The sequence below is a fragment of the Streptomyces sp. NPDC032721 genome (assembly GCF_055579625.1).
Genome location: NZ_JBVIMX010000005.1, coordinates 21,997 through 40,533, shown reverse-complemented (window position 1 = coordinate 40,533; position 18,537 = coordinate 21,997). Strand labels below are relative to the sequence as shown.

Genomic DNA, 18,537 nt, shown 5'->3' with positions numbered 1-18,537 from the left:
GCACTCCGGAAACCCCCATGCTGCCCCGCCCTCCCCGCCGACCGTTGAAGCGAGGCGATCATACGGGTAGTGCGGTCAGGGATGACGAGCGCGTTCTTCTTACCCGCCGTAGGCGAAGTACCCGCAGTAGAAGCGGTGGAGGACCTCGCTGACGCGAATGCGCGACTGCCTCCGGTCGCGTACGGCGGTCGAGACCGTCGACGCACAAGCCGTCCGCGCCTCCCTGCGCGGCCCGATCGGCGCCTCCACCGCCGCCGGCCGGCTCACCGCCGCACTCGGCGCCCCGCTCCCGGCCCGCCGCCCGGCAGTGACGTCCGGCCAGATCGGCGACCTCGCCCGGGCCGGCCTCCTGACCGTCCTCGGCACCGACGCCGACGCCCCGGACGTGCACCCCGGCCAGGTGGCCGCCCTCGCCCGCCGCGCCGACTTCAAAAGAGCTCCTCGACCGCCACCTCTACCTCGGACCCGAGCAGGCGGCAGTACGCCTCGGTGTACGCCGTACCGGCCTCAACGCACTGTGCAGCCTGGGCTGGCTGCGTCCGGCCCGCACCGTCACCCGCTGCTACAGCAGCGCCCGCGGCGGCCGCACCACCATCGACCTCTACGCCGCACTCGACGTCGCCCTGCTGCCGCTCGTAGGTCATGACGTCGACTGGGCTGCCCCGCCCCGGTCCCAGGCACGGAGGCGAGTCCGCGCTTCCGGGGCGCCGAGGTGGTGAGCACCAAGGACTGCCGCTGTTCCTGGGTCCATACGGAGAGTGTGGCCACAGCCATCTGACCGCTTCGCCTGGTTGCAGAACACCTTCTTCGCCGAGGTGCACCACACCTCACGGAGCGCTTCAGATCGCCGGTTCTGACGCAGCTCTTAACAGTTGGGTCCCGGTGACGCCAAGCTCACGGGGCAGGCCGAGGCCGCTCTCCCGGGGGTGGTGGCGTTCGTTGTTCGCGCGTGCCGCCCGGTCGTTCATGGCGCCGGCTAGTGAACGGATCCGTTCGCCCACGGTGCGCGGCCTTTCCGCCTCCACGTCGATGCCCGGACGCAGCTGCGGCTCTCCCTCGCCCGTGGGCAGCAGCCGGGCGGCACCATGGGTCAGCCGGGTGGTGAGCGCCGGAGCGAGGCCGTGTGCCTTGTTCGCCACCCGCGCCGCTGGGGGGAGTACGAGACGCATCTTGCGCTTCTGTCCGGCCGACACGATGCGGTGCGCGGTGCGCGTGGCGTCCATGGAGTGGAGCGGGGTGCCCGCGGCTGCGGAGAACCAGGCGAACTCCCGCGAGCGGTCCCCACCGAATACGGCGTGCTGGTGCGAGCCGGTCCGCATCAGCCCGGGGTGGATCGCGATCACCGACACGCCGTCGCGTGCCCCTTCCGCGTACAGACCTTCGGCGAGGGTGCCCACAGCCGACTTGGCGCAGGAGTGCGGCAGCAGGTGCGGTGCGGCGAGCGGCCTCGAAGCCGGCCACACCGACTGTTTCCGCCGGGGCAACCTGGATGATCCCCGCGTTGGCGATGACGAGGTCCACGCTGCCGCCGTCCGGCGGAACAGCCCTGCGACGGCCTGCCTTTCGCGTACGTCGCACACGGCGGTACGGATCGTCGCTCCGGGGCGGCGGCCCTGGAGCAGGGCCGCGGCTCGGTCGAGCTCGGCCTTGTCGCGGGCGGCGATCGTCACCGTGCAGCCGCGGCCCAGGAGATTGTCGGTGAGCAGCAGCCCCTGGCCCCGTGAGCCTCCCGTGACGACGGCGGAGAGCCGGTTCAGGGTGGAAGGCGGTGCGAGAAAGGCGGAGGAGAAGGGGAGGGCGAACGGTACGGGGGCCTCCTTGAGGTGACTGCGGGTTTCAGGAGGCCGGGTAGGGCGAGTGGCGCAGTTGCTCCGCCAGGTGGTGGGCGTTCACGGCGAGGGTGTGCGTGGTGGAGGCCACGGCTTCGGGTGTCTCGTCGAGGTCCTGGTAGTCGGTGCCCTGCTGGGCCTCGCCCACCCAGTAGGTCACCGCGCCGGGCGCGAGGGAGAAGCCGACGTCGTTGAGACCTTGGAAGAGGTCGGCGCTGACCTTGTGCGCGCCGTCCTCGTTGCCCACCACCGCCACGGCGGCGACCTTGCCGTATGTCAGCAGGCGGCCTTCGTCGTCCGTTTCGGAGAGTTCGGCGTCCAGGCGTTCCAGTACGCGCTGGCAGATGCTGGAGGGGTGGCCGAGCCAGATGGGGGTGGCGAGCAGCAGGATGTCGGCGGCCATCACCTTCTCGCGCAGGGCGGGCCAGGCGTCGCCGTCGCCCATGTCGAGCTCGACACCGGGGCGTACGTCGTGATCGGCCACGCGTACGGTCTCCACCTCGGCTCCCAGCTTCTCGAACTCCGCGCCCACCTGCTCTGCCAGGAGCTGGCTGCTGGAGGGCTTGGGGGAGGGGCTCAACGTGCAGACGAGGGACAGCACACGCATGTCGTACTCCTTCTGGCCCCTTGTCGGGACCGGTTTTCGGTATCGAGGGGCGCGGGGGTGGGCGGACGCGGGTGGTGGGCGTCAGTTGCCGGAAGCGTCTTCCTGCGCCTCCTCGTTGGGGGAGAGTGCGTCCCCTGCTTCGCCGTCGTGCTCGTCGGGCAGGTCGGTGCGACCGACGTCCCGGGTTTCGGCCTCCTCGAATTCCTTCAGAGCCTCCCCGACGGCCGTGTCCGGGCGGTCGGCTGCATGGTCGTCGTCGTGGGACTGGTGCTGAGGGCTGGTCATCCGTCATCGCTCCTTGGTGGGGTTGGCGGGGTTGGCGGGGCTGGTTCCCCCGTATGGGTAACCCTGTCTGGCTTGTCCATGCGGGGCGGCGCCGGATCGGGAATTGCTGAAGTCGACCCGGGACGCGGTGACGACGTGGAGGTAGATGAGCGGGGTCTCGTAGGAGATCGAATGCCGCGCCGTGACTACGAAGAGGGACTCCTCGTCAGGGACGATGGGCGCACGAGGTCGGCATGCGTCCCTGCGAGGGCGGTGTCCACTAGCCCGCCGCATGCTCGTAGGTATCGATCATGTCGATGACGATCACTGCGGTCTCTCCCATGTCTCCACTGTGCCCTCTGCGCGAGCTCCTCGCTGCTTCGTCCTCTTCGGCACGGGAACGACGGGCGGGCTGAGAAGTGTTCGATTCCGTGCTCACGGTTGGGCTCGGGGGAGCCGGGGGGCTCGAACGGCGCGGGCATCCGGGCATGCTTTCGGCGTCGTGTGATCGGCCCGGGTACGGGTGGGACAGCAGGGGTACGCGCCGCCTCATGGGCGCTCTTCTCGCGTTGGCCTCGGCGGCCTGGGCCTGGCGGGCGTCGCTGCGTTCGTGATTCCCACCGATGCGGTGCAGGCCACGGACCTGCTCTGGGGCGCACTGTCCGGCATCGGATCGGGTGCGGCCACTGACCGGGGTGGCTCTGTCGGTGGTGCGCGGAGTGTGATTCCTCGGCGACCGCACGGCCGTGCTCGCGGGGCTCGGTATCGGCATCACCGTCCCCGCGCTCTGGTTCGTCGCTGGGGGAGGGGCCCGGCGCGGGAACCGCATGCGGGGCGGACCGGCCTCGGCGGATGGGTTGATCGCCAGCCTCGGCGTCGCCGTCCAGTACGTAGGGCTCGCTCAGGCCGACCCGGCCAGCGGGCTGTGGCCGGTGGCCGCCGGACGGCTCGCGGCCCTCGTACCCAGCCAGCCCCACGGTCCTGGGCCTCACCCTCCTGCACGAGAAGATCACCCGTGCACAGGCAGTGGGGCTGGTGGGTTCGGCGGGGGCTGCCGTACTGCTGGCCCCGGGGTGAGCGGGAGACCCGTGCCGCGCAGCAAATTTTGCTCGTGTGCGTATGAAACCGGCCATTCGAGGAAGTCGACCACGGTGCCCGCGGACGACCCGACTGGAGGAGACCCGTTGAACCACCAGACCCCTCTCAAGACCCCCCTCAAGAACATTTTCGTGCTCGGCCTCGACGAGGCCAACCTCCCCACCCTGAGCGCGGTGCCGCACGCCGACGAGTACCGCTTCCACCCCCTGCTGACGATCGAGGAGCTCCAGTCGGGAGAGGTGTCCGTACCCGACCTGATCGACAAGGCGACACAGATCCTCGACGCCTTCGACGGCAGCATCGACGCCATCGTCGGCTACTGGGACTTCCCCGTCAGCACCCTGGTGCCGATTCTCGGTGAGCGCTACGGCACCCGCTCCACCAGCCTCGAATCCGTCGTCAAGTGCGAGCACAAGTACTGGGCCCGCCTGGAGCAGGAGAAGGTCGTCGAGGAGCATCCGAGGTTCGGGCAGGTGGACTTCTCCACCGACGATCCGACGGTTCCGGAGGGCATGAGTTTTCCGATGTGGGTCAAGCCGGCCCTCTCGTACTCCTCGGAGCTGGCCTTCGGCGTCAAGGACCAACAGGAGTTCCGCACCGCCGTCGCCGAGATACGCGAGGGGGTCTCCCGCGTCGGCCGTCCCTTCGAGTACGTACTCGACAGGCTCGATCTGCCACCGGAGATGGCCGGTGTCGGCGGCCAGGTCTGCCTCGCCGAGGAGACCCTCACCGGCGTCCAGGTCGCGGTCGAGGGGTACGTGCACAACGGGGAGGTCACCGTCTACGGCGTCCTGGACTCCATCAACTACCCCGGCTCCGCCAGCTTCCTGCGGCACCAGTACCCCTCCGCACTGCCGGATCCGGTGATCCGTCGCCTGCACGAGGTGTCGGTGAAGGTGATGCGGCAGATCGGCATGGATGCCGCCACTTTCAGCATCGAGTACTTCTACGACCCGCAGACCGAAGCGCTCAACCTGCTGGAGATCAACCCCCGGCACTCGCAGTCGCACGCCGAGCTCTTCGAGTACGTCGACGGGGTGCCCAACCACCACTGCATGCTCAGCCTCGCACTCGGCCGTGACCCCCAACTCCCCTACCGCCAGGGCCCGTACAAGGTCGCCGCGAAGTGGTACTACCGCTGGTTCGCCGACGGCACGGTCCGCCGGACGCCCCGCGCCGAGGACATCGAGCGCATCGAGCGGGAGATCCCGGGCGTACGGATCGACGTCGTCCCCGACGAGGGGCAGCGGCTCTCCGACACCGAACAACAGGACAGCTACAGCTACGAGTTGGCGCACATCTTCACCGGCGGCGACAGCGAGGAGGACATCCGCACCAAGTACGACCGCGCAGTCGCGGCCCTCGGCCTGGACTTCGCGGACACCACCCCGGGCGGCCGGGACCAGAAGAACGCCTGACCCGGCCCTGACCCAGCCCTGCCCCGACCCTGACCCGGCCCTCTACCGAGCACCTCGACCAGAGAAGGAGCTGCCTCACTCCATGCGATACGTCAGCAACCTGCCCCACACCACCAAGGAGGAGGAGCACGTCGTCGTCCCCGCCCGGGACGGCACCCGCCTCTCCGCCCGCATCTGGCGGCCCGTCTCCTCCGACGACGAGCCCGTTCCCGCGGTTCTGGAGTACATCCCCTACCGCAAGCGCGACCTGTCCGCCGTACGCGACTCCATCCACCACCCCTACCTCGCCGGACACGGCTACGCCTGCGTACGGGTCGACCTGCGCGGCACCGGCGAGTCCGAGGGCGTGCTCGCCGACGAGTACCTGGAGCAGGAACAGAGGGACGCCGAGGACGTCCTCGGCTGGCTCGCAGAACAGCCCTGGTGCGACGGGAACACCGGCATGATGGGCATCTCCTGGGGCGCCTTCGCCGCACTCCAGACCGCCGCCCGCCGCCCGCCGAGCCTCCGCGCGATCGTTCTCGCGTCGTTCACCGACGACCGGTACGCCGACGACATGCACTACATGGGCGGCGCGATGCTCTCCGACAACCTCGCCGAGGCGGGCACCATGTTCGCCTACGCCACCTGCCCGCCCGACCCGGCCCTGGTCGGGGAGCGCTGGCGCGACATGTGGCACGAGCGCATGGAGAACACCCGCCCCTGGATCCTCAACTGGCTGCACCACCAGCGGCGCGACGACTACTGGCGGCACGCCTCCGTCTGCGAGGACTACGCCGCCGTCGAGGTTCCGGTGCTCGCCTCCAGCGGCTGGGCCGACGGCTACTCCAACGCCGTCACCCGCGTCCTGGAGCACCTCGACGTCCCCCGCAAGGGCCTGGTCGGCCCGTGGTCGCACAAGTACCCGCACCTCGGCGAGCCCGGGCCCGCCATCGGCTACCTCCAGGAAGTCGTCCGCTGGTGGGACCACTGGCTCAAGGGAGCCGACAACGGCGTCATGGACGGACCCATGCTCCAGGCCTGGATGCAGGAGAGCGTCCCGCCGTCCACCTCGTACGAGGAACGCCCCGGCCGCTGGGTCGGCGAACCGTCCTGGCCCTCGCCGCACATCACCCCGGTCAGCCGCGCCCTGCTGCGCCACCGGATCGCCCCAGAGGGCGCCGCGGAGACCGCCGGGCAGCCCATGACCGTCCAATCCCCGCTGTCGGTCGGCCAGTTCGCCGGGAAGTGGGCGTCCTACAACGCCCCGCCGGACCTGCCCTACGACCAGCGCGAGGAGGACGGCGGCTCTCTCGTCTTCGACACGGAACCGCTGGCCGAGCCGGTCGAGATCCTCGGCAGCCCGACCGTCGAACTCGACCTCACCGTCAGCGAACCCGTCGCCACCGTCGCCGCCCGCATCTCCGACGTCGCCCCCGACGGCAGCGCCACCCGCGTCACGTACGGCGTCCTCAACCTCACCCACCGCGCGGGAACCGGCGAACCCGAGGCCCTGGAGCCGGGAAAGCGCTACAGGGCGACCGTCCAACTCAACGGTGTGGCCCAGGCGTTCCCGCCCGGCCACCGCATCAGGCTCTCACTGTCCACCTCGTACTGGCCGCTGGTCTGGCCGGCCCCGCGCCCGGCACTGCTGAGCGTGTACGAGGGCACCAGCACGATCACCCTGCCCGTCCGCCCCACCGCCGAGCCGGACGACCTCCCCCCACAGCCCTTCGGCGAACCCGAGGGCTGCACCCCGTTGGCCTCCACACAGGTCAGCCCACCGGAGGAGCGCTGGGAAGTCCGCCGCGACCTGATCGGGTACGGCTCCGCGCTGGAGATCGTCAAGGACCGGGGCACCGTACGCATCGACGACATCGGCCTCGACACCGGCCTGCGCGCCGAGGAACGCTACACCGCCACCGCCGACGACTTCACCTCCGTCACGGGGGAGACGGCCTGGACCATGCGCTTCACCCGCGACGACTGGGACGTGAGGGTGGAGACCAGGACCGCACTCCACTGCACGGAAAAGGATTTTCTTGTCAATGCGACCCTCGACGGCTACGAGGGAGAGAAGCGGGTCTTCTCACGCACCTGGAACGAGGCCGTGCCCCGGGACGCCCTGTAGGACTTCCGAGGCTGCCGCGCCGCGAGAAGTCGAGAACTATCGTGCGGGTAGGGCGCGGGGCCCTCGTCAGTTAGTGCATAGCGGCCCGTTCGTCATGCGGGCGGAAAGGGTGAAAACGACCTGCCCGATGACGTCCCACTTCTGTCGATAGGCGCCCTTCCGCGGCCGACTATGTGAAATCCAGGCAGCAGACGGACATTGAGCGTTTTCCAACCTCATCTTGCGGCGTGGTGAAGGACGAGGACGGCCTTTGAGGCGGCGGCCCCGGAACGGAACCCGGATGGTTCCGCCGGCTCCTTGGTACGCCTTGTCCGCCCAGCATTTGAGCCTCGTATGGGCGAGGGCTTCGACGATTCCGTGCTGCCGGGCCGCGGTCAGGTCGTGGGTCGAGCCCGGAAGGGCCGGCGAGGCTCGGAGCAGCCGTCCGAACGGATCGGTGAGGACCTGGACGTTCATGCCGTGGCGTTCGTGTTTCCCGGAGTGGTACGGGGTGTCGGCGGCGATGCGGTCGACGGGGAGCAGGGTGCCGTCGAGGGTGACGAACGCCTTCTCGCGGATCGTCGTCATCGCCTCGTCCGGGGTCGGTGCGAGGGCGGCCAGCACCCCGATGGCCTCGCGTATGCAGCGGAACACGGTGGCGATTCCGATGCCGAACCCGGCGGCGAGCTGTGCGTAGGTGGCGCCGCATCGCAGGTGGGCAAGGACGAGCAGGGCCCGGCGGCCGGTGGGAGGACGCCGCCGCGCCCCGATCTCCCGCTGCCGGGACCGGAGTTGCTCGCCCAGGTATTGCAGGGTGCGGCTGGACAGATCGATCGACGAGGACAGACAAGCACCACGAAGCTCCTGGCAGTACGGGCGATCTTGGTCGTGAACCCGTCTACCAGGAGCTTCTTCATCTTGTACAGCAGCCCAACTCGCTCACAGAGCAGTCGGCTTGGAAACAGCTCAAGAGCAGCCGTTTAATTGTCACACTCGATGGCGGGGCTTCATTGAATCAGCTGGCCCTCAGTCCGTCGCCCCACCGCACCGACGCGATGGAGAAGGGCTGTGTGCTCATCACGCGGACCTGGTATTCCCCGATCGAGTAGCCCGGTGCGGCTAGACGGGTGGTGCCCTGTTTGCCGCACCCGGCGGACTTCCACGGGCTGCGCGGTGTGGCCCTGGCTTCCACACATGCTGTCTGGTTGCTGCCAGAGGCCGCAATACTCCATTCGAAGCCGACCGTGCTGGGCCCTTGGACGGGGGGAGTGCTCCAGGGGCAGCCGCTGGCCTCGGTCCAGTGGCCCGGGGTCCCGGTGACAACCCTGGTGCACAGCGACTGTGCTTGAGCGGCCCTCGCCTTTGTGTTCGAGGTGGGTGCGACGGTAGAGGAAGTCAGTGTCTGCTCGGCGGTAGGCGCCGCCTGGGCGGGCGCGGCGGAGAGCAGACTGGCCGACACGAGCAATGGGCTGAGTATGGCTACGCTGAGCCGGGGGCTGATGAGGGTCATGGCAAAGTCCTTTCTGCGGGTTTTCTTTTCGGGAGCCGCGTGGGTGCGGTACCTCTGGTTGGCCCCGCGGCTGACGTGTGCGATCAACACGAACAGGCGGGGTGAACCGCACGCCGTGCTGTTTCATGCACCATCGTGCTGGCGTGCCAGTCGGGCGAACAGCTCACGAACCGTTCACGTGTGACCGGTCCGGCTTACGTTCCTGCCGCTTGCGGCAGAGCACCTGGTCGTGACGGTGCGGCGATTCAGGACTCACCCTGGAGGCGTGTGTTGAGCGGTCGGTCGGGTCGGTCAGCCGGTTTCGCACGGAACGCTCGTCCTGACCTGGCGTTGGAGACTGCTCAGGAGCGGATCCGCAGCTCGTGTGCCGAGGTAAGGCTGAGCCTGGGGCATTTCAAGAGCCTCAACGGCACGTACGGTCCTGACGAAGCACCGTTCTTTTCCAGCGGTCAGTTCCTCATCGGCCGCCGCTCTGTCTGACTAGTGGCTCTGTATCTGCAACACCTCTTACAGCGCCTAACAAAATGAGGCGAAGCAGCTGGCGTTCAGGAGGGAGATGGGCGTCCGACCCTGCCGGACCGCCGTATCACCCGAGCTTTGAGGCCGCTTGAGTCCGCTGCTGTTGCGCGTGCCCAGTCGCCTCAACGTCGAACTCATTAGGTACCTGTACGGATAGCAGCCGTTCGTGCAGCCGGCGAATCATGATCGGCATGGCGACCACTTTCTGGATCGTGATACTCGTCCTGGCTGTTCTTCTGGCTGCTGTCGCTGAGACTTGGCTCGGTTCGTCGGCTCTGAGCCGACAGCAGAGATCCTGGATACGCCGCGTGATCGGCGCACCTCTCACCATCGCCTTCGTGCTTGTGCTCGCCGCGTGCGGGCGTGCGACCAGCGAGAAAAACGTGCGCAAACTGGCTGGCAGCCCAGAAGCCTTGAAGGCGCGGCAGGCGGCGGAGTTAGCCAGCCGGGACATCATCGCAGCCTGGGACGCCCAGACCCCGCTCACGTTAGGGCTGGTTGTTCTGGAAGATGTATGCGTTGGCGGGAGCGCTCCGGAGTTGTTCTTTCCGACAGGCTCCGACAGGTACAAGATCAAGTGCACCATGTCCGTTGTTGCCTACTTCGGGGCAGATCCCCGCAAGATGGCCGACACCATCGACGGGGTGCTCAGCGCGGGGGACCGCACGGGGTCTCCCATCCCCTTCAACCATGAGTTCCACTACGCGCGCACAGTCGTCGACTACTACCGCGGTAAGGCAGGCGACCTGCGAGGGCCAGGGACCGGGGAACCAACAGAGTTGTTCGGTGGACCCACTCTCACCCTCAGCTGGGACCAGGTGCGTACTTCACCCACCAGGTATTTCCCCGTGCTATGAAGGACTCGACGGCCACCTACGAGGTGGTGGATGTGCTGTTCATCCGCCCCGACGTCGCCGCTGTCAAGGTGCACGCGCAGTACCTGACGTTCGATGGTCAGCCCATCGGGAACCCCGGTACGCCGCTCTATGTCATGGCGAAGGAGGACGGGCAATGGCGCCTGGTCGCCTGCCAGAACACGGAGATACTCGGCGCGTGACCTGACAAGAGCCGCGCAGGTCGGGCGAGTTGTGAAGCCAAGCCTGGGCCCGCGCGGCGTGGCCCCATCCTGCCCCGTCCGGGGTCTACCGCGCCCCATTCGGCGAATTGTTCGCCGAACTCGCCGACATGGGAGGCGGCACGTCAGCCTGGGCCCCACTCGCCCGGGGCGGTGAACACTCCAGGGCAGCTGGCGCCGAGCGCAGCCCGAAGCTGGTCTTCTGCGACCGGCTGCTGCTTACCCTGGTACACCTACCTCACCAGCTGAGGTCCTGGCCGAGCCGTTCGACGTGGACCATTCCGCCGTCGCGGCGGCCACATGGCAGGCGCGCCTGCTCAGCGGTGCCTCCCCCCGTTGTGCGGCGTCGAGTTGGGTGTCGGGGAGTCCGAGGTGTTGGGCGATGCGGGTGAGGCCGTCAGCGAGCTGGGTGCTGTCCTGCCACCGCACCCAGAACACGTTTCGGCCCGCCAGCCGGCCTGCTCCGCGGCCTCGGCGGCGAGGGTGGACTTACCGAGGCCGCCCGCCCCCGCACACCACCGCCAGTCCACCGGCTCTGTTCACCAGCCCTTCCAGCACTCCGAGTGCGTCTTCCCTGCCACGGACGGGGCCCTGCACCACTGGCGGGCGCAGCGACACCTCCACCGCGGCCGCCGGCACCCATTCCCGCCGGGCCGCCCTGACCGTCCCCGCCGAGGGTTCGCTGGCCGGTTGTAGACCCCTCGCCAGCTGCCGTACTTCTCAGGGAGGTGGATCCACTGCGATCCCGTCCGGAACTTCCAGACGATCGCGTCTATCACTTCTCCGTGGTCCCGCCACCGGCCACCCCGCCGAGGTGTCCGATCTGGGAGTAACGGCTCGATTCGCGCCCACTGCGGGTCAGTCAACGGCACACACGAACAACGACAGGCGGCTGCGGGTTGCAACGGAGCCGCTGTCAGACGGTCGGCCCAGACCGGAGCCGCCGCGCGTCCCGCACGAGCGCGTACGAAGCGCTGAGGAAGATCACAGCTCCAGCCACGAGCCAGAGGACCGACGCCCCGGAGCGGTACTCACGAACGGCAAGAGCGAGCAGCATCACGCTGGCAAGAACGCCGATAACAGAGGTCAGAATGCTGATGCGGTGAGTCACATGGACATCATCAACTACAACCTCGACCAGCGGATGAGATCCAAACGAACCGGCCTAGTCAGCCGTCGCACTTGATCAGGAAGCCTGCCGCGATAGGCGGCCTGTGGCCTCGCTCACGGACAAAACGGCTGGACAAGGGGTGCAATCGGGCGGGAGTGAGGGCAGTCGGTGGTGAGCGTCAGACAGCGGACAAGGGGTGCTTTCCGACGGTGGTTCTGGCTCGTGCGCACCTCCGCGTTGCGGGCCGGAGGCTCACCGACCGGTCCGCAGGCCGGAGAAACCGAGGACACCGTGCCCGCCGACCTCACCCCGTCACGGCTTCTCAGCCGCACGAGTCCGGCGTCGCCGAGCTCGCCGACGACGCCGGCCAGGTCCCGCCGGCCCCCTCCGAGGGCCCCTCCCTCGCCCCCTCCACGGCCTCTTCGGCCACGGGACGCGTCGGTGCAGGTCAGCCTCGGAAACCAGGGGCTTCCGACACGTTCGACCACCCTTCTGAGTCCAAGGGGACATGGAAGCCGACCCACACCAGGAAGAAGGAAGTGCTGAAGGCTCTGGGGATCTTCCAGAGGGCTACCGCCGACCACCTGTGGCAGATGCTGCGTCCCGGAGACCGGTACGACCGGTGCACGAGGGACACCCTCAACGCCCTCAAGGGCGACGGGAAAGTCCGGGTGGAGACGCGACTGGAGTCGGGACACCAGCTGTGGGTGCTCACCGAGCGAGGACACAAGGAAGCCAAGCAGTTGCTCCCGAAGAGCGTGCGGATGTCCGTGCTGCGCAAGGTCGAGTTCGACGACGGTGAGCCGGTCGGCGGAGACGGCTTCGACGAACACGCGGCCGCCGTGACGATGACCGCCTCGGTCCTCTCCGGTGCCGGCTTCGGCACCCCCTTTCGTGGCAGACCGAGATCGCCCACAAGCTCCCGTACGGGTACACCCAGTACGCCGACCTAACAATGCGCGCCCCGGCTGCCGGGGTGCCCGCGATGCTCCTGGAGGTCGACCGCGCCACCGAGCCCGTCGACGACCTTGTCGCGAAGCTGCGCCGCTACAGCGACTGGTTCGGGCTCCTGGCGCCGAAGGCCGACGTGGACAAGGAGCGGGCAGCCCGGCGGCGGGGTGCGGCGGTGCACGACTTCCGGCTCTGGTCGCGGATTTACCCGGCGACCGGTCGCGAGGGGTGCGTGCCGGTGGCGTACGTGTTCACGGGGGAAGAGCGTCGCGCAGCAGGAGAGCCGGATGCGGCGCCTGGAGCCGAGCGCCCGCCGATACTTCGCGGGCACCCGGTACCCGTGGGCTGGGTTCACGGCCGTCGACTACCACCAGGCGGTGCCGGTGGTCGTCACCGAGCTGGAGCGGATCACCGCCGACCCGGCCGGGGCAGCGGGCAGGGTGTGGCGGCGGCTCGGGCGTGAGGAGTGGCAGACGCTGAACGAGGCGCTGGACAACCCGGACGGCGAGCGGCTGTACGCGGTGGAGGTGGAGCAGTCCCGCAGGCGTCAGGCGGAACGCGAAGCCGCGGAGCGGGAGGCGAAGCGCCCGGTGTGCACGCGGTGCGGCACGAAGTTCGCCGATGAGCGCTGCCAGTCGACCCGGCAATCCTTCTGGCGCAGCGAGACGGACGGACTGTGCGGGCCGTGCGCGACTGAGCACTTCGCCCGGATCGAAGCCGAGCGTGCCGCGCAGCGGGAGGCGGAGGAAGCCGCGGCGCGGGAGGCGGCCGAAGCGGAGGCGAAGAAGAACCGCGGCCTGTTCCGCCGCCGATAAGACGCAGGCAAGCCCATGGGGGGCCCTGGGCAAGCCAACCCCGGACGGCGGCTTGCCCACCCCGGCCGGGGCGCGGTGAGGTGGGCAAGCCGGGCCGGGACATCCCGGCCGGGGACGCCAAGGAGGAACCGGTGCGCAGTTTCGAGACGGGTCAGACGGTCGTGCGACGCGATGTCCACCGCTCCGGCCGGGTGTGGAGCGAACAGGCGCTGCGGGTCCTCACCGACACCGGCGAGGCGCTGGTGGCCGCATGCGCGCCCGGAGCGCAGGCCCGCTGGCCCGCTCTGTACGCGCAGGCCCGCACCGAGGGGAACCGCTCGGTGCGTACGGAGGCGTTCGACGCGATGGCGTCCGGCCGGTGGGACCTCGAGGACGCGGTGTGGCAGGAGACCGATCTGCTGCTGTGGAAGCCGCCGGCGGCCTGGTTCAGCATCAACGCCTTCTTCGTCCCGGACGGGGAGGGGCGCCGGCTGCGGAACTGGTACGTCAACTTCGAGCGCCCCACCCGCCGCACCGAGGACGGGTTCGACACCTTCGACCTCACCGTGGACCTGCTCATCGACCCCGGCCTCACCCGGTGGCAGTGGAAGGACGAAGACGAGTACGCGCACGTGCGGCGCCTCGGCATCGTCTCCGGCACCGAGCACCAGGCCGTGGACGCCGCCCGCGACCAGGTCCTCGCGATGCTCGCCGAGCGCTCCGGGGTGTTCGCCGACGCCGAGCGGTGGGCGCTCTGGAGGTGGGAGCCTGCCTGGCCCGCACCGTGCCTTCCCAGCCCTGCGGCGGCGGCCGGGAGGGTTGCACCGGAAGGGGGCTGAACGGTTGCCTGGACGGTTGTTTTCAGCGGGGGAGCGGAGGTGTGTCCGAAGGTGTGCCCCCCGAGATCGGCAGCCGATCGTTTGCCCAGCTCAGCCCGCGTGGGCAAGCCCTCCCCGGAAAACGACACCTCTAATTCGTTAGTAATGAGAGGTCCTGGATCTCTGATGGGCCCGGGCGGTGGTGGCCAGCCCGGGTCAGGACGTGTGTGGTCCGGTCGGTGCCGTAGTGACCCCTTCGACACCTCCGACCGCCGGGCGAGAGGATGTTCGGATGGTGATGAGTGAGACAGAACTGCTGGCCCTGCTGCGCGAACTAGATGACCCCGAGCGGCTGGAGCGGCCGTTGCACTACGACCGTGCGGCTACCGGGCTCAAATTCGATGGGCTGGTGGGTCGGCTCGAAGCGGACTTCGAGGCGTCGTGCGAGTCCGAGAGGGACACGGGGGACTCCAGCGAGTACGGGCGCGTCCGCGTGCCTGCGGACGCGACGGTCTGCGGGACGCGGATCGTGGTCTGTGTGAGCAAGTTCGGCTCCCTCGCCGAGGTCTGCGCCGACAATCCGGGGGCCTTCCTCGGCACGGACGAAGCCCATGAGGAGGGGGCGCTGGACCTCGGGGACCTCGCTACCGTTGAGCGTGCGCTGGCCGATCTGGGCTACATGAGCGTCCCCGAAGAGCTGCTGGAGAGCGACTACGAGGGCCCCAGCGCGCTGGAGCACTTCGCGGCACGACCCACTTGGTGGACACGGTTCTTCGGCCTCTGGTGATCCACCTGCCCGACGGGCATCCTCCGTCGCCCCCTGTGCGCGGCGGGCCCAGGGCTGGGCCCCTGGCAAGATCCGAAAGAGCGGTTCAACACCCCACGGCTCGACGTAACTGCATGAGGTGTCTTCCTACGCGATAGCCGAAGGGAAGAAGCCATGTCCCAGACGGGGGTGGCCGGAGAGCGTACTGATCGACGCCCCCAAGAGCCCCTGGCCGTCACGGTAGTTCGCGCCGATACGCTGCCGGTCATGAGTGGCCGCCTTGATGACGAGACTGTCCGCAGCATGGTGATCCTGCGTGCCCTGGCCCTCGATGACGCCCATGCCCACGCCCTCACCCGCATCTACAGCGGGCCTCCATCCGGCGTACCACCGGCAAGCCCCTCACCCTCGACCAGGCCCACGAGAAGATCCGCGCAGCCCTCGCCCGAGCCGCCGAAACCCCGCGTACGCAGTGGAGCTGGGGCATCTTCGCTGAAGACGAAATGATCGGCTTGATCTCCCTGCGCCGACGCACCCGGACCATGGGCACCCTCAGCTACATCCTCCGGGAAGACAGCTGGGGCAACGGCTACGCCACCCACGCCGCCCGCCAAGTCGTCACCGTCGCTTTCACCACCGCCGGCCTCGACCGGCTGGAGGCCATGCACCATCCCGACAACCCTGCCTCCGGCCGCGTCCTGACCAAGGTCGGCTTCTCCCGCGTCGGAACGGCCGCTCGGGACACCGAGACCGGAAGCGTTCCCTACGAGCTGTACGCGCTGGAGGCCGACGGCATCTGAACCAGCGCAGGCGCAGGGCCCGAACGACTGCTCCCGATCGGCCGCTGACGGCCCATGAGGCCCGCCACCGCAGGTACGGTCAGCCGCACGGCACGCAAGACGGCACACACCACCGGCCCCAGGGCCGCCATGGTCGAGGGGATATCGCCCCGTCGCCAGGCGGCCTGGGATAGTCGATGCATGGACCCCATGCCCCCGGAACTGGCTGAAGAAGTGCGCCTGACAGCTGATGAGTACGACGCCGTATACGCGGCGGTCCACTCTGCGCTCGGCCCTACCCGGACGCTCAACTCGCTCTTCGAGGCGTGGGACGCGCTGGTGGTTGAGGTCGAAGAGGGCTACGAGTGGTCGGCCCCGGAGCTCTCCAACGATCTGGAGTGCCGCACCGCGCTGGCCAGGATCTGGCCTCTCTTGCCGCCACGGGTCCGCGCCATCCGACAACCTGAACTCGACGGGATCGACGAGCGCTTCCGGAGCTCCACCGTGGGTTGGCCCGGCCCGGACGACCCGGGCTTCCGCTGGTGGCTGCGGCGTGTGCCAAGGTGCATCGAAGCGGAGAGCCATGAACGCAATGCGCAAGATTGGCTGAGGGGTTGGGATGTTCTGCCGTTCCCTCGACCGGAAGCTGTAGTGGCCATCACCCCAGATGAGGATTGATCGCGGTTCTCCGAAGGCTACGGCTGGAGGAGGACGCGGGTTCTGAGGAGGCGGAATGAGGCTCGTCCGTACATTTACGGCGCCGACACGGCCCGGGAGGCACCAGGGATCATCGACGCGAAGTCGTCAGGGCCCCGCCTTGATGCCCCGAGGCTTCGAAGATCACGAATGGGTTGAGATCTCCACGGCAGGGCCCGAAAGCCCAAATCCCGTTCTCCGATGAGGGGTTCGCCATCCGGGCCGTGAACGTAAGTCGGTGCACCACCGTCTCCGGCCCCGGATCCGGCCCGGAAACCGGCCCCGGCTGTCAGCGGCGGCCTTGATGATCCCCGCATGACTGAAACGATCATCAAGGCCTACCGGTACGCCCTGACCCCCACCCCCACCCCCGCCCAGACCGAGATCCTCCACCGCTACGCCAATGCCTTAACCGCGGGGCGACGTCGTCGCCCCGACGAGCACAGCGCAGAAAAGCCCGACGTGGGCCGTGACTTCTTTGGCCTCGTGCCTGTTCATCAGCCAAGATCAAGAATCTTGCTGCCGTGGCGGCGGTCTCGCTTGTCGCGCTGGCCGGTATCGCTACGCCTGCTCAGGCCGACGAGCATGTGGGCTGCGAGCAGTCCATGAACACCAAGATTCGGTGGCAATCCGAGAACGTCAACGCCGCCTGGTACGGCGATTACAGAGGATCCTGCCAAGCGTTCGCTGATGAGGCGCTCGTCTCGCCTTAGTTGCCTTGCCGGTCGCGCTAGCCAGTTCACCCGTACTCGCCTCCACTTCAGTCAGCTTGTCCTACCGTTCTTGCACAGGGCCACGCCGGTCATTCGCTGGATCGGTGAGCCCGGGGACTCCGGGCATGGCTGTCAGCTTGGCGCCGCTTGATGGCTCAAATGACTTGGCCGCTCAGAGCCCGTGACGGTCACAACCGCTCATTGGGATACGCGATTTGGTTGCTGTGCAGGACAACGTCGGCAAGGCCGTCCGCGGGATCACAGAACGAACAGCTGGCGGCGGCGGCCATGTTCACGATCTGGGCCGCGGTCGACATCGGCAAGGAGTATCACCATCGCGTGGCACTCGACGCCCGTGGAGAACGGCGGCTCTTGCGCCGTGTCGGCCACGGCGAGCCCGTACTGCTGGAGCTCATTGGCGAGGTGCTCGCTCTCGCCGAGCCGGGCGGGGTGCGGCGGGTCGCTGAACACCTTGTGGACTGGGCGAGCGGCGAGCACCTGCCCGCGGAGTTCCACTCCGCTCTGTACGGGCGCTGGCAGTGGTACGGGCGACGTGAACCCACGTGCCTGCCCGCGCACGGCTCTGCCGTCCGCTGGAGCAGGTGGACGGCAGAGCGGGCAGGCGCGGGGCACCACCGGCTTTCTGTCGAACCGGTCTGCGACCGACCTCCGCCGACGGGTTTCCCCAAGGGCTGGGGCTGTCCGTCTGGAGAGAGCGCGGGCCGGGTGATGGAAGCGCTGGGAGTGAGGAGCAGGCCGTGCCCTTGGATGTGCGGGTCGTGGTTGCCTCCTGATGCGACATCGGCCCGCGCGGTTCGACTACGGCATGAGCGAGGACGCCACCACCGTCCGTCGGCGACGGGACCGCCTCCACCGCGAGGAGGTGCTGAACTACCGCTGCGAGGTGGCCCTTACCTCTCCGGCGCCGACCCGGTCGCAGTCACTCTGTGAGGCGTCGTGCCGTCCGGCGACACCGCGAGGATCGCTGCCCAGTTGAACCGCTCCGCGAGATCCGGCTGTGCGCCTCCCTCTCAGGCCCGCACACGGTCTGGCTGCGCTCCGTGGAGGGCATCGCCTCCTTCGAGGCATGTCTGGGCGCGCTTCCCGGATCGGAGTGGTGGGCAAGGACGGCACCATCACCTGGACTCTCAACAGTTCACCGGGCAAGAGCGTCGAGGTGTTCTCCCGCGCCACCGCAGGCACCGGAGACCGGGGTACGCACAGCGTCGCCAGCACCGTCTGCGCCTACGTGGCGGGCAGCAGTACGCCGGTCGTGTGCGCGAGCGATCTCAACGCGGTACCGGCGGGCGCCGCCGGGCCGCAGACCGCCGGGCCGGAGTACGACGGGGGTGAATCATCGCTCCCGGCAGTACTTGGAGCAGGAGCGGCGATCGGAGCCGCTGGCGGGGCGGTGTGGTTTCTGCGCCGCAGGAAGCCTGCTGGCTCTTGAGCGAGGACACTCCGCTCGGCCCAGGAGTCGCGGCACGTCAGGGACTGCCG

21 protein-coding genes and 2 pseudogenes are annotated in these 18,537 nt (G+C 68.7%); 12 read left to right on the top strand and 11 right to left on the bottom strand.

All coding sequences use genetic code 11. The features are described 5' to 3' along the window. Positions 1-99 precede the first annotated feature (99 nt). The 7 genes and pseudogenes from ACZ5PB_RS12605 to ACZ5PB_RS12575 all read right to left on the bottom strand — a co-directional run. Positions 100-267, bottom strand: a complete 168-nt coding sequence (locus ACZ5PB_RS12605; protein WP_468690365.1) for a hypothetical protein — start codon at positions 265-267, stop codon at positions 100-102. Positions 268-428: 161 nt separating this feature from the next. After that, positions 429-644: a hypothetical protein gene (locus ACZ5PB_RS12600; protein WP_468690362.1), complete on the bottom strand. Its 216-nt coding sequence runs from the start codon at positions 642-644 to the stop codon at positions 429-431. Between the two features lie 195 nt (positions 645-839). Continuing rightward, complete coding sequence (locus tag ACZ5PB_RS12595; RefSeq protein WP_468690360.1) at positions 840-1,463, bottom strand: SDR family oxidoreductase; 624 nt, start codon at positions 1,461-1,463, stop codon at positions 840-842. Between the two features lie 66 nt (positions 1,464-1,529). Further along, a pseudogene (locus ACZ5PB_RS12590) lies at positions 1,530-1,757 on the bottom strand (SDR family NAD(P)-dependent oxidoreductase); the annotation flags it as partial. Positions 1,758-1,836: 79 nt separating this feature from the next. After that, positions 1,837-2,436 (bottom strand): flavodoxin family protein, encoded by a 600-nt coding sequence (locus tag ACZ5PB_RS12585; RefSeq protein ID WP_468690358.1) that lies wholly within the window; start codon positions 2,434-2,436, stop codon positions 1,837-1,839. An 81-nt stretch (positions 2,437-2,517) separates the two neighbouring features. Beyond that, the gene (locus tag ACZ5PB_RS12580; protein ID WP_468690356.1) at positions 2,518-2,721 is read right to left on the bottom strand and encodes a hypothetical protein; all 204 of its coding nucleotides are present in this window, start codon (positions 2,719-2,721) and stop codon (positions 2,518-2,520) included. A 138-nt stretch (positions 2,722-2,859) separates the two neighbouring features. Beyond that, positions 2,860-2,990: pseudogene (locus tag ACZ5PB_RS12575) on the bottom strand (cysteine hydrolase); the annotation flags it as partial. An 894-nt stretch (positions 2,991-3,884) separates the two neighbouring features. On the opposite strand from ACZ5PB_RS12575, the gene ACZ5PB_RS12570 reads away from it, so the two are divergent. Together ACZ5PB_RS12570 and ACZ5PB_RS12565 are read left to right on the top strand one after the other, a co-directional pair. Then, on the top strand, positions 3,885-5,216 hold the full coding sequence (locus ACZ5PB_RS12570; RefSeq protein ID WP_468690354.1) for an ATP-grasp domain-containing protein: 1,332 nt from the start codon (positions 3,885-3,887) through the stop codon (positions 5,214-5,216). Between the two features lie 82 nt (positions 5,217-5,298). Further along, positions 5,299-7,326 carry a CocE/NonD family hydrolase gene (locus ACZ5PB_RS12565; RefSeq protein WP_468690351.1) on the top strand — a complete coding sequence of 676 codons (2,028 nt, stop codon included), beginning with the start codon at positions 5,299-5,301 and terminating at the stop codon, positions 7,324-7,326. A gap of 66 nt (positions 7,327-7,392) precedes the next feature. Here the strand turns inward: ACZ5PB_RS12565 and ACZ5PB_RS12560 are convergent, their stop codons facing one another. After that, a complete protein-coding gene (locus tag ACZ5PB_RS12560; RefSeq protein ID WP_468690865.1) occupies positions 7,393-8,151 on the bottom strand; it encodes a transposase family protein in 759 nt (252 codons plus the stop codon). Positions 8,152-9,525: 1,374 nt separating this feature from the next. Between ACZ5PB_RS12560 and ACZ5PB_RS12555 the strand changes: the two genes are divergently transcribed. Then, positions 9,526-10,191 (top strand): hypothetical protein, encoded by a 666-nt coding sequence (locus ACZ5PB_RS12555; protein WP_468690348.1) that lies wholly within the window; start codon positions 9,526-9,528, stop codon positions 10,189-10,191. Further along, a complete protein-coding gene (locus ACZ5PB_RS12550) occupies positions 10,188-10,391 on the top strand; it encodes an SgcJ/EcaC family oxidoreductase (RefSeq protein WP_468690347.1) in 204 nt (67 codons plus the stop codon). Before ACZ5PB_RS12555 ends, ACZ5PB_RS12550 begins: the two co-directional genes overlap by 4 nt. A gap of 557 nt (positions 10,392-10,948) precedes the next feature. Here ACZ5PB_RS12550 and ACZ5PB_RS12545 read toward each other — a convergent pair. Continuing rightward, positions 10,949-11,281, bottom strand: a complete 333-nt coding sequence (locus ACZ5PB_RS12545) for a transposase (RefSeq protein WP_468690344.1) — start codon at positions 11,279-11,281, stop codon at positions 10,949-10,951. A gap of 778 nt (positions 11,282-12,059) precedes the next feature. On the opposite strand from ACZ5PB_RS12545, the gene ACZ5PB_RS12540 reads away from it, so the two are divergent. From ACZ5PB_RS12540 to ACZ5PB_RS12525, 4 genes are all read left to right on the top strand, one after another. Continuing rightward, a complete protein-coding gene (locus ACZ5PB_RS12540; RefSeq protein WP_468690342.1) occupies positions 12,060-12,473 on the top strand; it encodes a hypothetical protein in 414 nt (137 codons plus the stop codon). A 285-nt stretch (positions 12,474-12,758) separates the two neighbouring features. Next, entirely contained in the window at positions 12,759-13,286 is a 528-nt protein-coding gene (locus ACZ5PB_RS12535) for a hypothetical protein (RefSeq protein WP_468690339.1), read from the top strand. 80 nt (positions 13,287-13,366) lie between these two features. After that, the gene (locus tag ACZ5PB_RS12530; protein ID WP_468690338.1) at positions 13,367-14,104 is read left to right on the top strand and encodes a ribonuclease FAU-1 family protein; all 738 of its coding nucleotides are present in this window, start codon (positions 13,367-13,369) and stop codon (positions 14,102-14,104) included. 277 nt (positions 14,105-14,381) lie between these two features. After that, complete coding sequence (locus tag ACZ5PB_RS12525; protein ID WP_468690337.1) at positions 14,382-14,870, top strand: hypothetical protein; 489 nt, start codon at positions 14,382-14,384, stop codon at positions 14,868-14,870. 126 nt (positions 14,871-14,996) lie between these two features. Here ACZ5PB_RS12525 and ACZ5PB_RS12520 read toward each other — a convergent pair whose 3' ends face one another. Next, positions 14,997-15,191, bottom strand: coding sequence for a hypothetical protein (locus ACZ5PB_RS12520; RefSeq protein WP_468690335.1), 195 nt, complete (start codon positions 15,189-15,191; stop codon positions 14,997-14,999). 35 nt (positions 15,192-15,226) lie between these two features. Here ACZ5PB_RS12520 and ACZ5PB_RS12515 point away from each other — a divergent pair, with 35 nt between their 5' ends. The 3 genes from ACZ5PB_RS12515 to ACZ5PB_RS12505 all read left to right on the top strand — a co-directional run bounded on the left by ACZ5PB_RS12515 (position 15,227) and on the right by ACZ5PB_RS12505 (position 16,933). After that, complete coding sequence (locus ACZ5PB_RS12515; RefSeq protein WP_468690864.1) at positions 15,227-15,649, top strand: GNAT family N-acetyltransferase; 423 nt, start codon at positions 15,227-15,229, stop codon at positions 15,647-15,649. A gap of 180 nt (positions 15,650-15,829) precedes the next feature. Continuing rightward, complete coding sequence (locus tag ACZ5PB_RS12510) at positions 15,830-16,306, top strand: hypothetical protein (protein ID WP_468690333.1); 477 nt, start codon at positions 15,830-15,832, stop codon at positions 16,304-16,306. A 333-nt stretch (positions 16,307-16,639) separates the two neighbouring features. After that, entirely contained in the window at positions 16,640-16,933 is a 294-nt protein-coding gene (locus ACZ5PB_RS12505; RefSeq protein ID WP_468690331.1) for a hypothetical protein, read from the top strand. A 362-nt stretch (positions 16,934-17,295) separates the two neighbouring features. On the opposite strand, the gene ACZ5PB_RS12500 is transcribed toward ACZ5PB_RS12505, so the two are convergent. Then, complete coding sequence (locus ACZ5PB_RS12500) at positions 17,296-17,508, bottom strand: hypothetical protein (RefSeq protein ID WP_468690329.1); 213 nt, start codon at positions 17,506-17,508, stop codon at positions 17,296-17,298. Positions 17,509-18,124: 616 nt separating this feature from the next. Between ACZ5PB_RS12500 and ACZ5PB_RS12495 the strand changes: the two genes are divergently transcribed. Then, positions 18,125-18,487 carry a hypothetical protein gene (locus tag ACZ5PB_RS12495; protein ID WP_468690328.1) on the top strand — a complete coding sequence of 121 codons (363 nt, stop codon included), beginning with the start codon at positions 18,125-18,127 and terminating at the stop codon, positions 18,485-18,487. The last annotated feature ends 50 nt before the right edge of the window (positions 18,488-18,537 follow it).

What these genes read in the sequence shown, in the direction of transcription:
- ACZ5PB_RS12600 (WP_468690362.1), bottom strand. Translation starts at nt 644, where the DNA reads ATGACCTACGAGCGGCAGCAGGGCGACGTCGAGTGCGGCGTAGAGGTC.
- ACZ5PB_RS12585 (WP_468690358.1), bottom strand. Translation starts at nt 2,436, where the DNA reads ATGCGTGTGCTGTCCCTCGTCTGCACGTTGAGCCCCTCCCCCAAGCCC.
- ACZ5PB_RS12580 (WP_468690356.1), bottom strand. Translation starts at nt 2,721, where the DNA reads ATGACCAGCCCTCAGCACCAGTCCCACGACGACGACCATGCAGCCGAC.
- ACZ5PB_RS12565 (WP_468690351.1), top strand. Translation starts at nt 5,299, where the DNA reads ATGCGATACGTCAGCAACCTGCCCCACACCACCAAGGAGGAGGAGCAC.
- ACZ5PB_RS12555 (WP_468690348.1), top strand. Translation starts at nt 9,526, where the DNA reads ATGGCGACCACTTTCTGGATCGTGATACTCGTCCTGGCTGTTCTTCTG.
- ACZ5PB_RS12550 (WP_468690347.1), top strand. Translation starts at nt 10,188, where the DNA reads ATGAAGGACTCGACGGCCACCTACGAGGTGGTGGATGTGCTGTTCATC.
- ACZ5PB_RS12535 (WP_468690339.1), top strand. Translation starts at nt 12,759, where the DNA reads ATGCGGCGCCTGGAGCCGAGCGCCCGCCGATACTTCGCGGGCACCCGG.
- ACZ5PB_RS12525 (WP_468690337.1), top strand. Translation starts at nt 14,382, where the DNA reads ATGAGTGAGACAGAACTGCTGGCCCTGCTGCGCGAACTAGATGACCCC.
- ACZ5PB_RS12520 (WP_468690335.1), bottom strand. Translation starts at nt 15,191, where the DNA reads ATGGGCGTCATCGAGGGCCAGGGCACGCAGGATCACCATGCTGCGGAC.
- ACZ5PB_RS12510 (WP_468690333.1), top strand. Translation starts at nt 15,830, where the DNA reads ATGGACCCCATGCCCCCGGAACTGGCTGAAGAAGTGCGCCTGACAGCT.
- ACZ5PB_RS12505 (WP_468690331.1), top strand. Translation starts at nt 16,640, where the DNA reads ATGACTGAAACGATCATCAAGGCCTACCGGTACGCCCTGACCCCCACC.
- ACZ5PB_RS12495 (WP_468690328.1), top strand. Translation starts at nt 18,125, where the DNA reads ATGTCTGGGCGCGCTTCCCGGATCGGAGTGGTGGGCAAGGACGGCACC.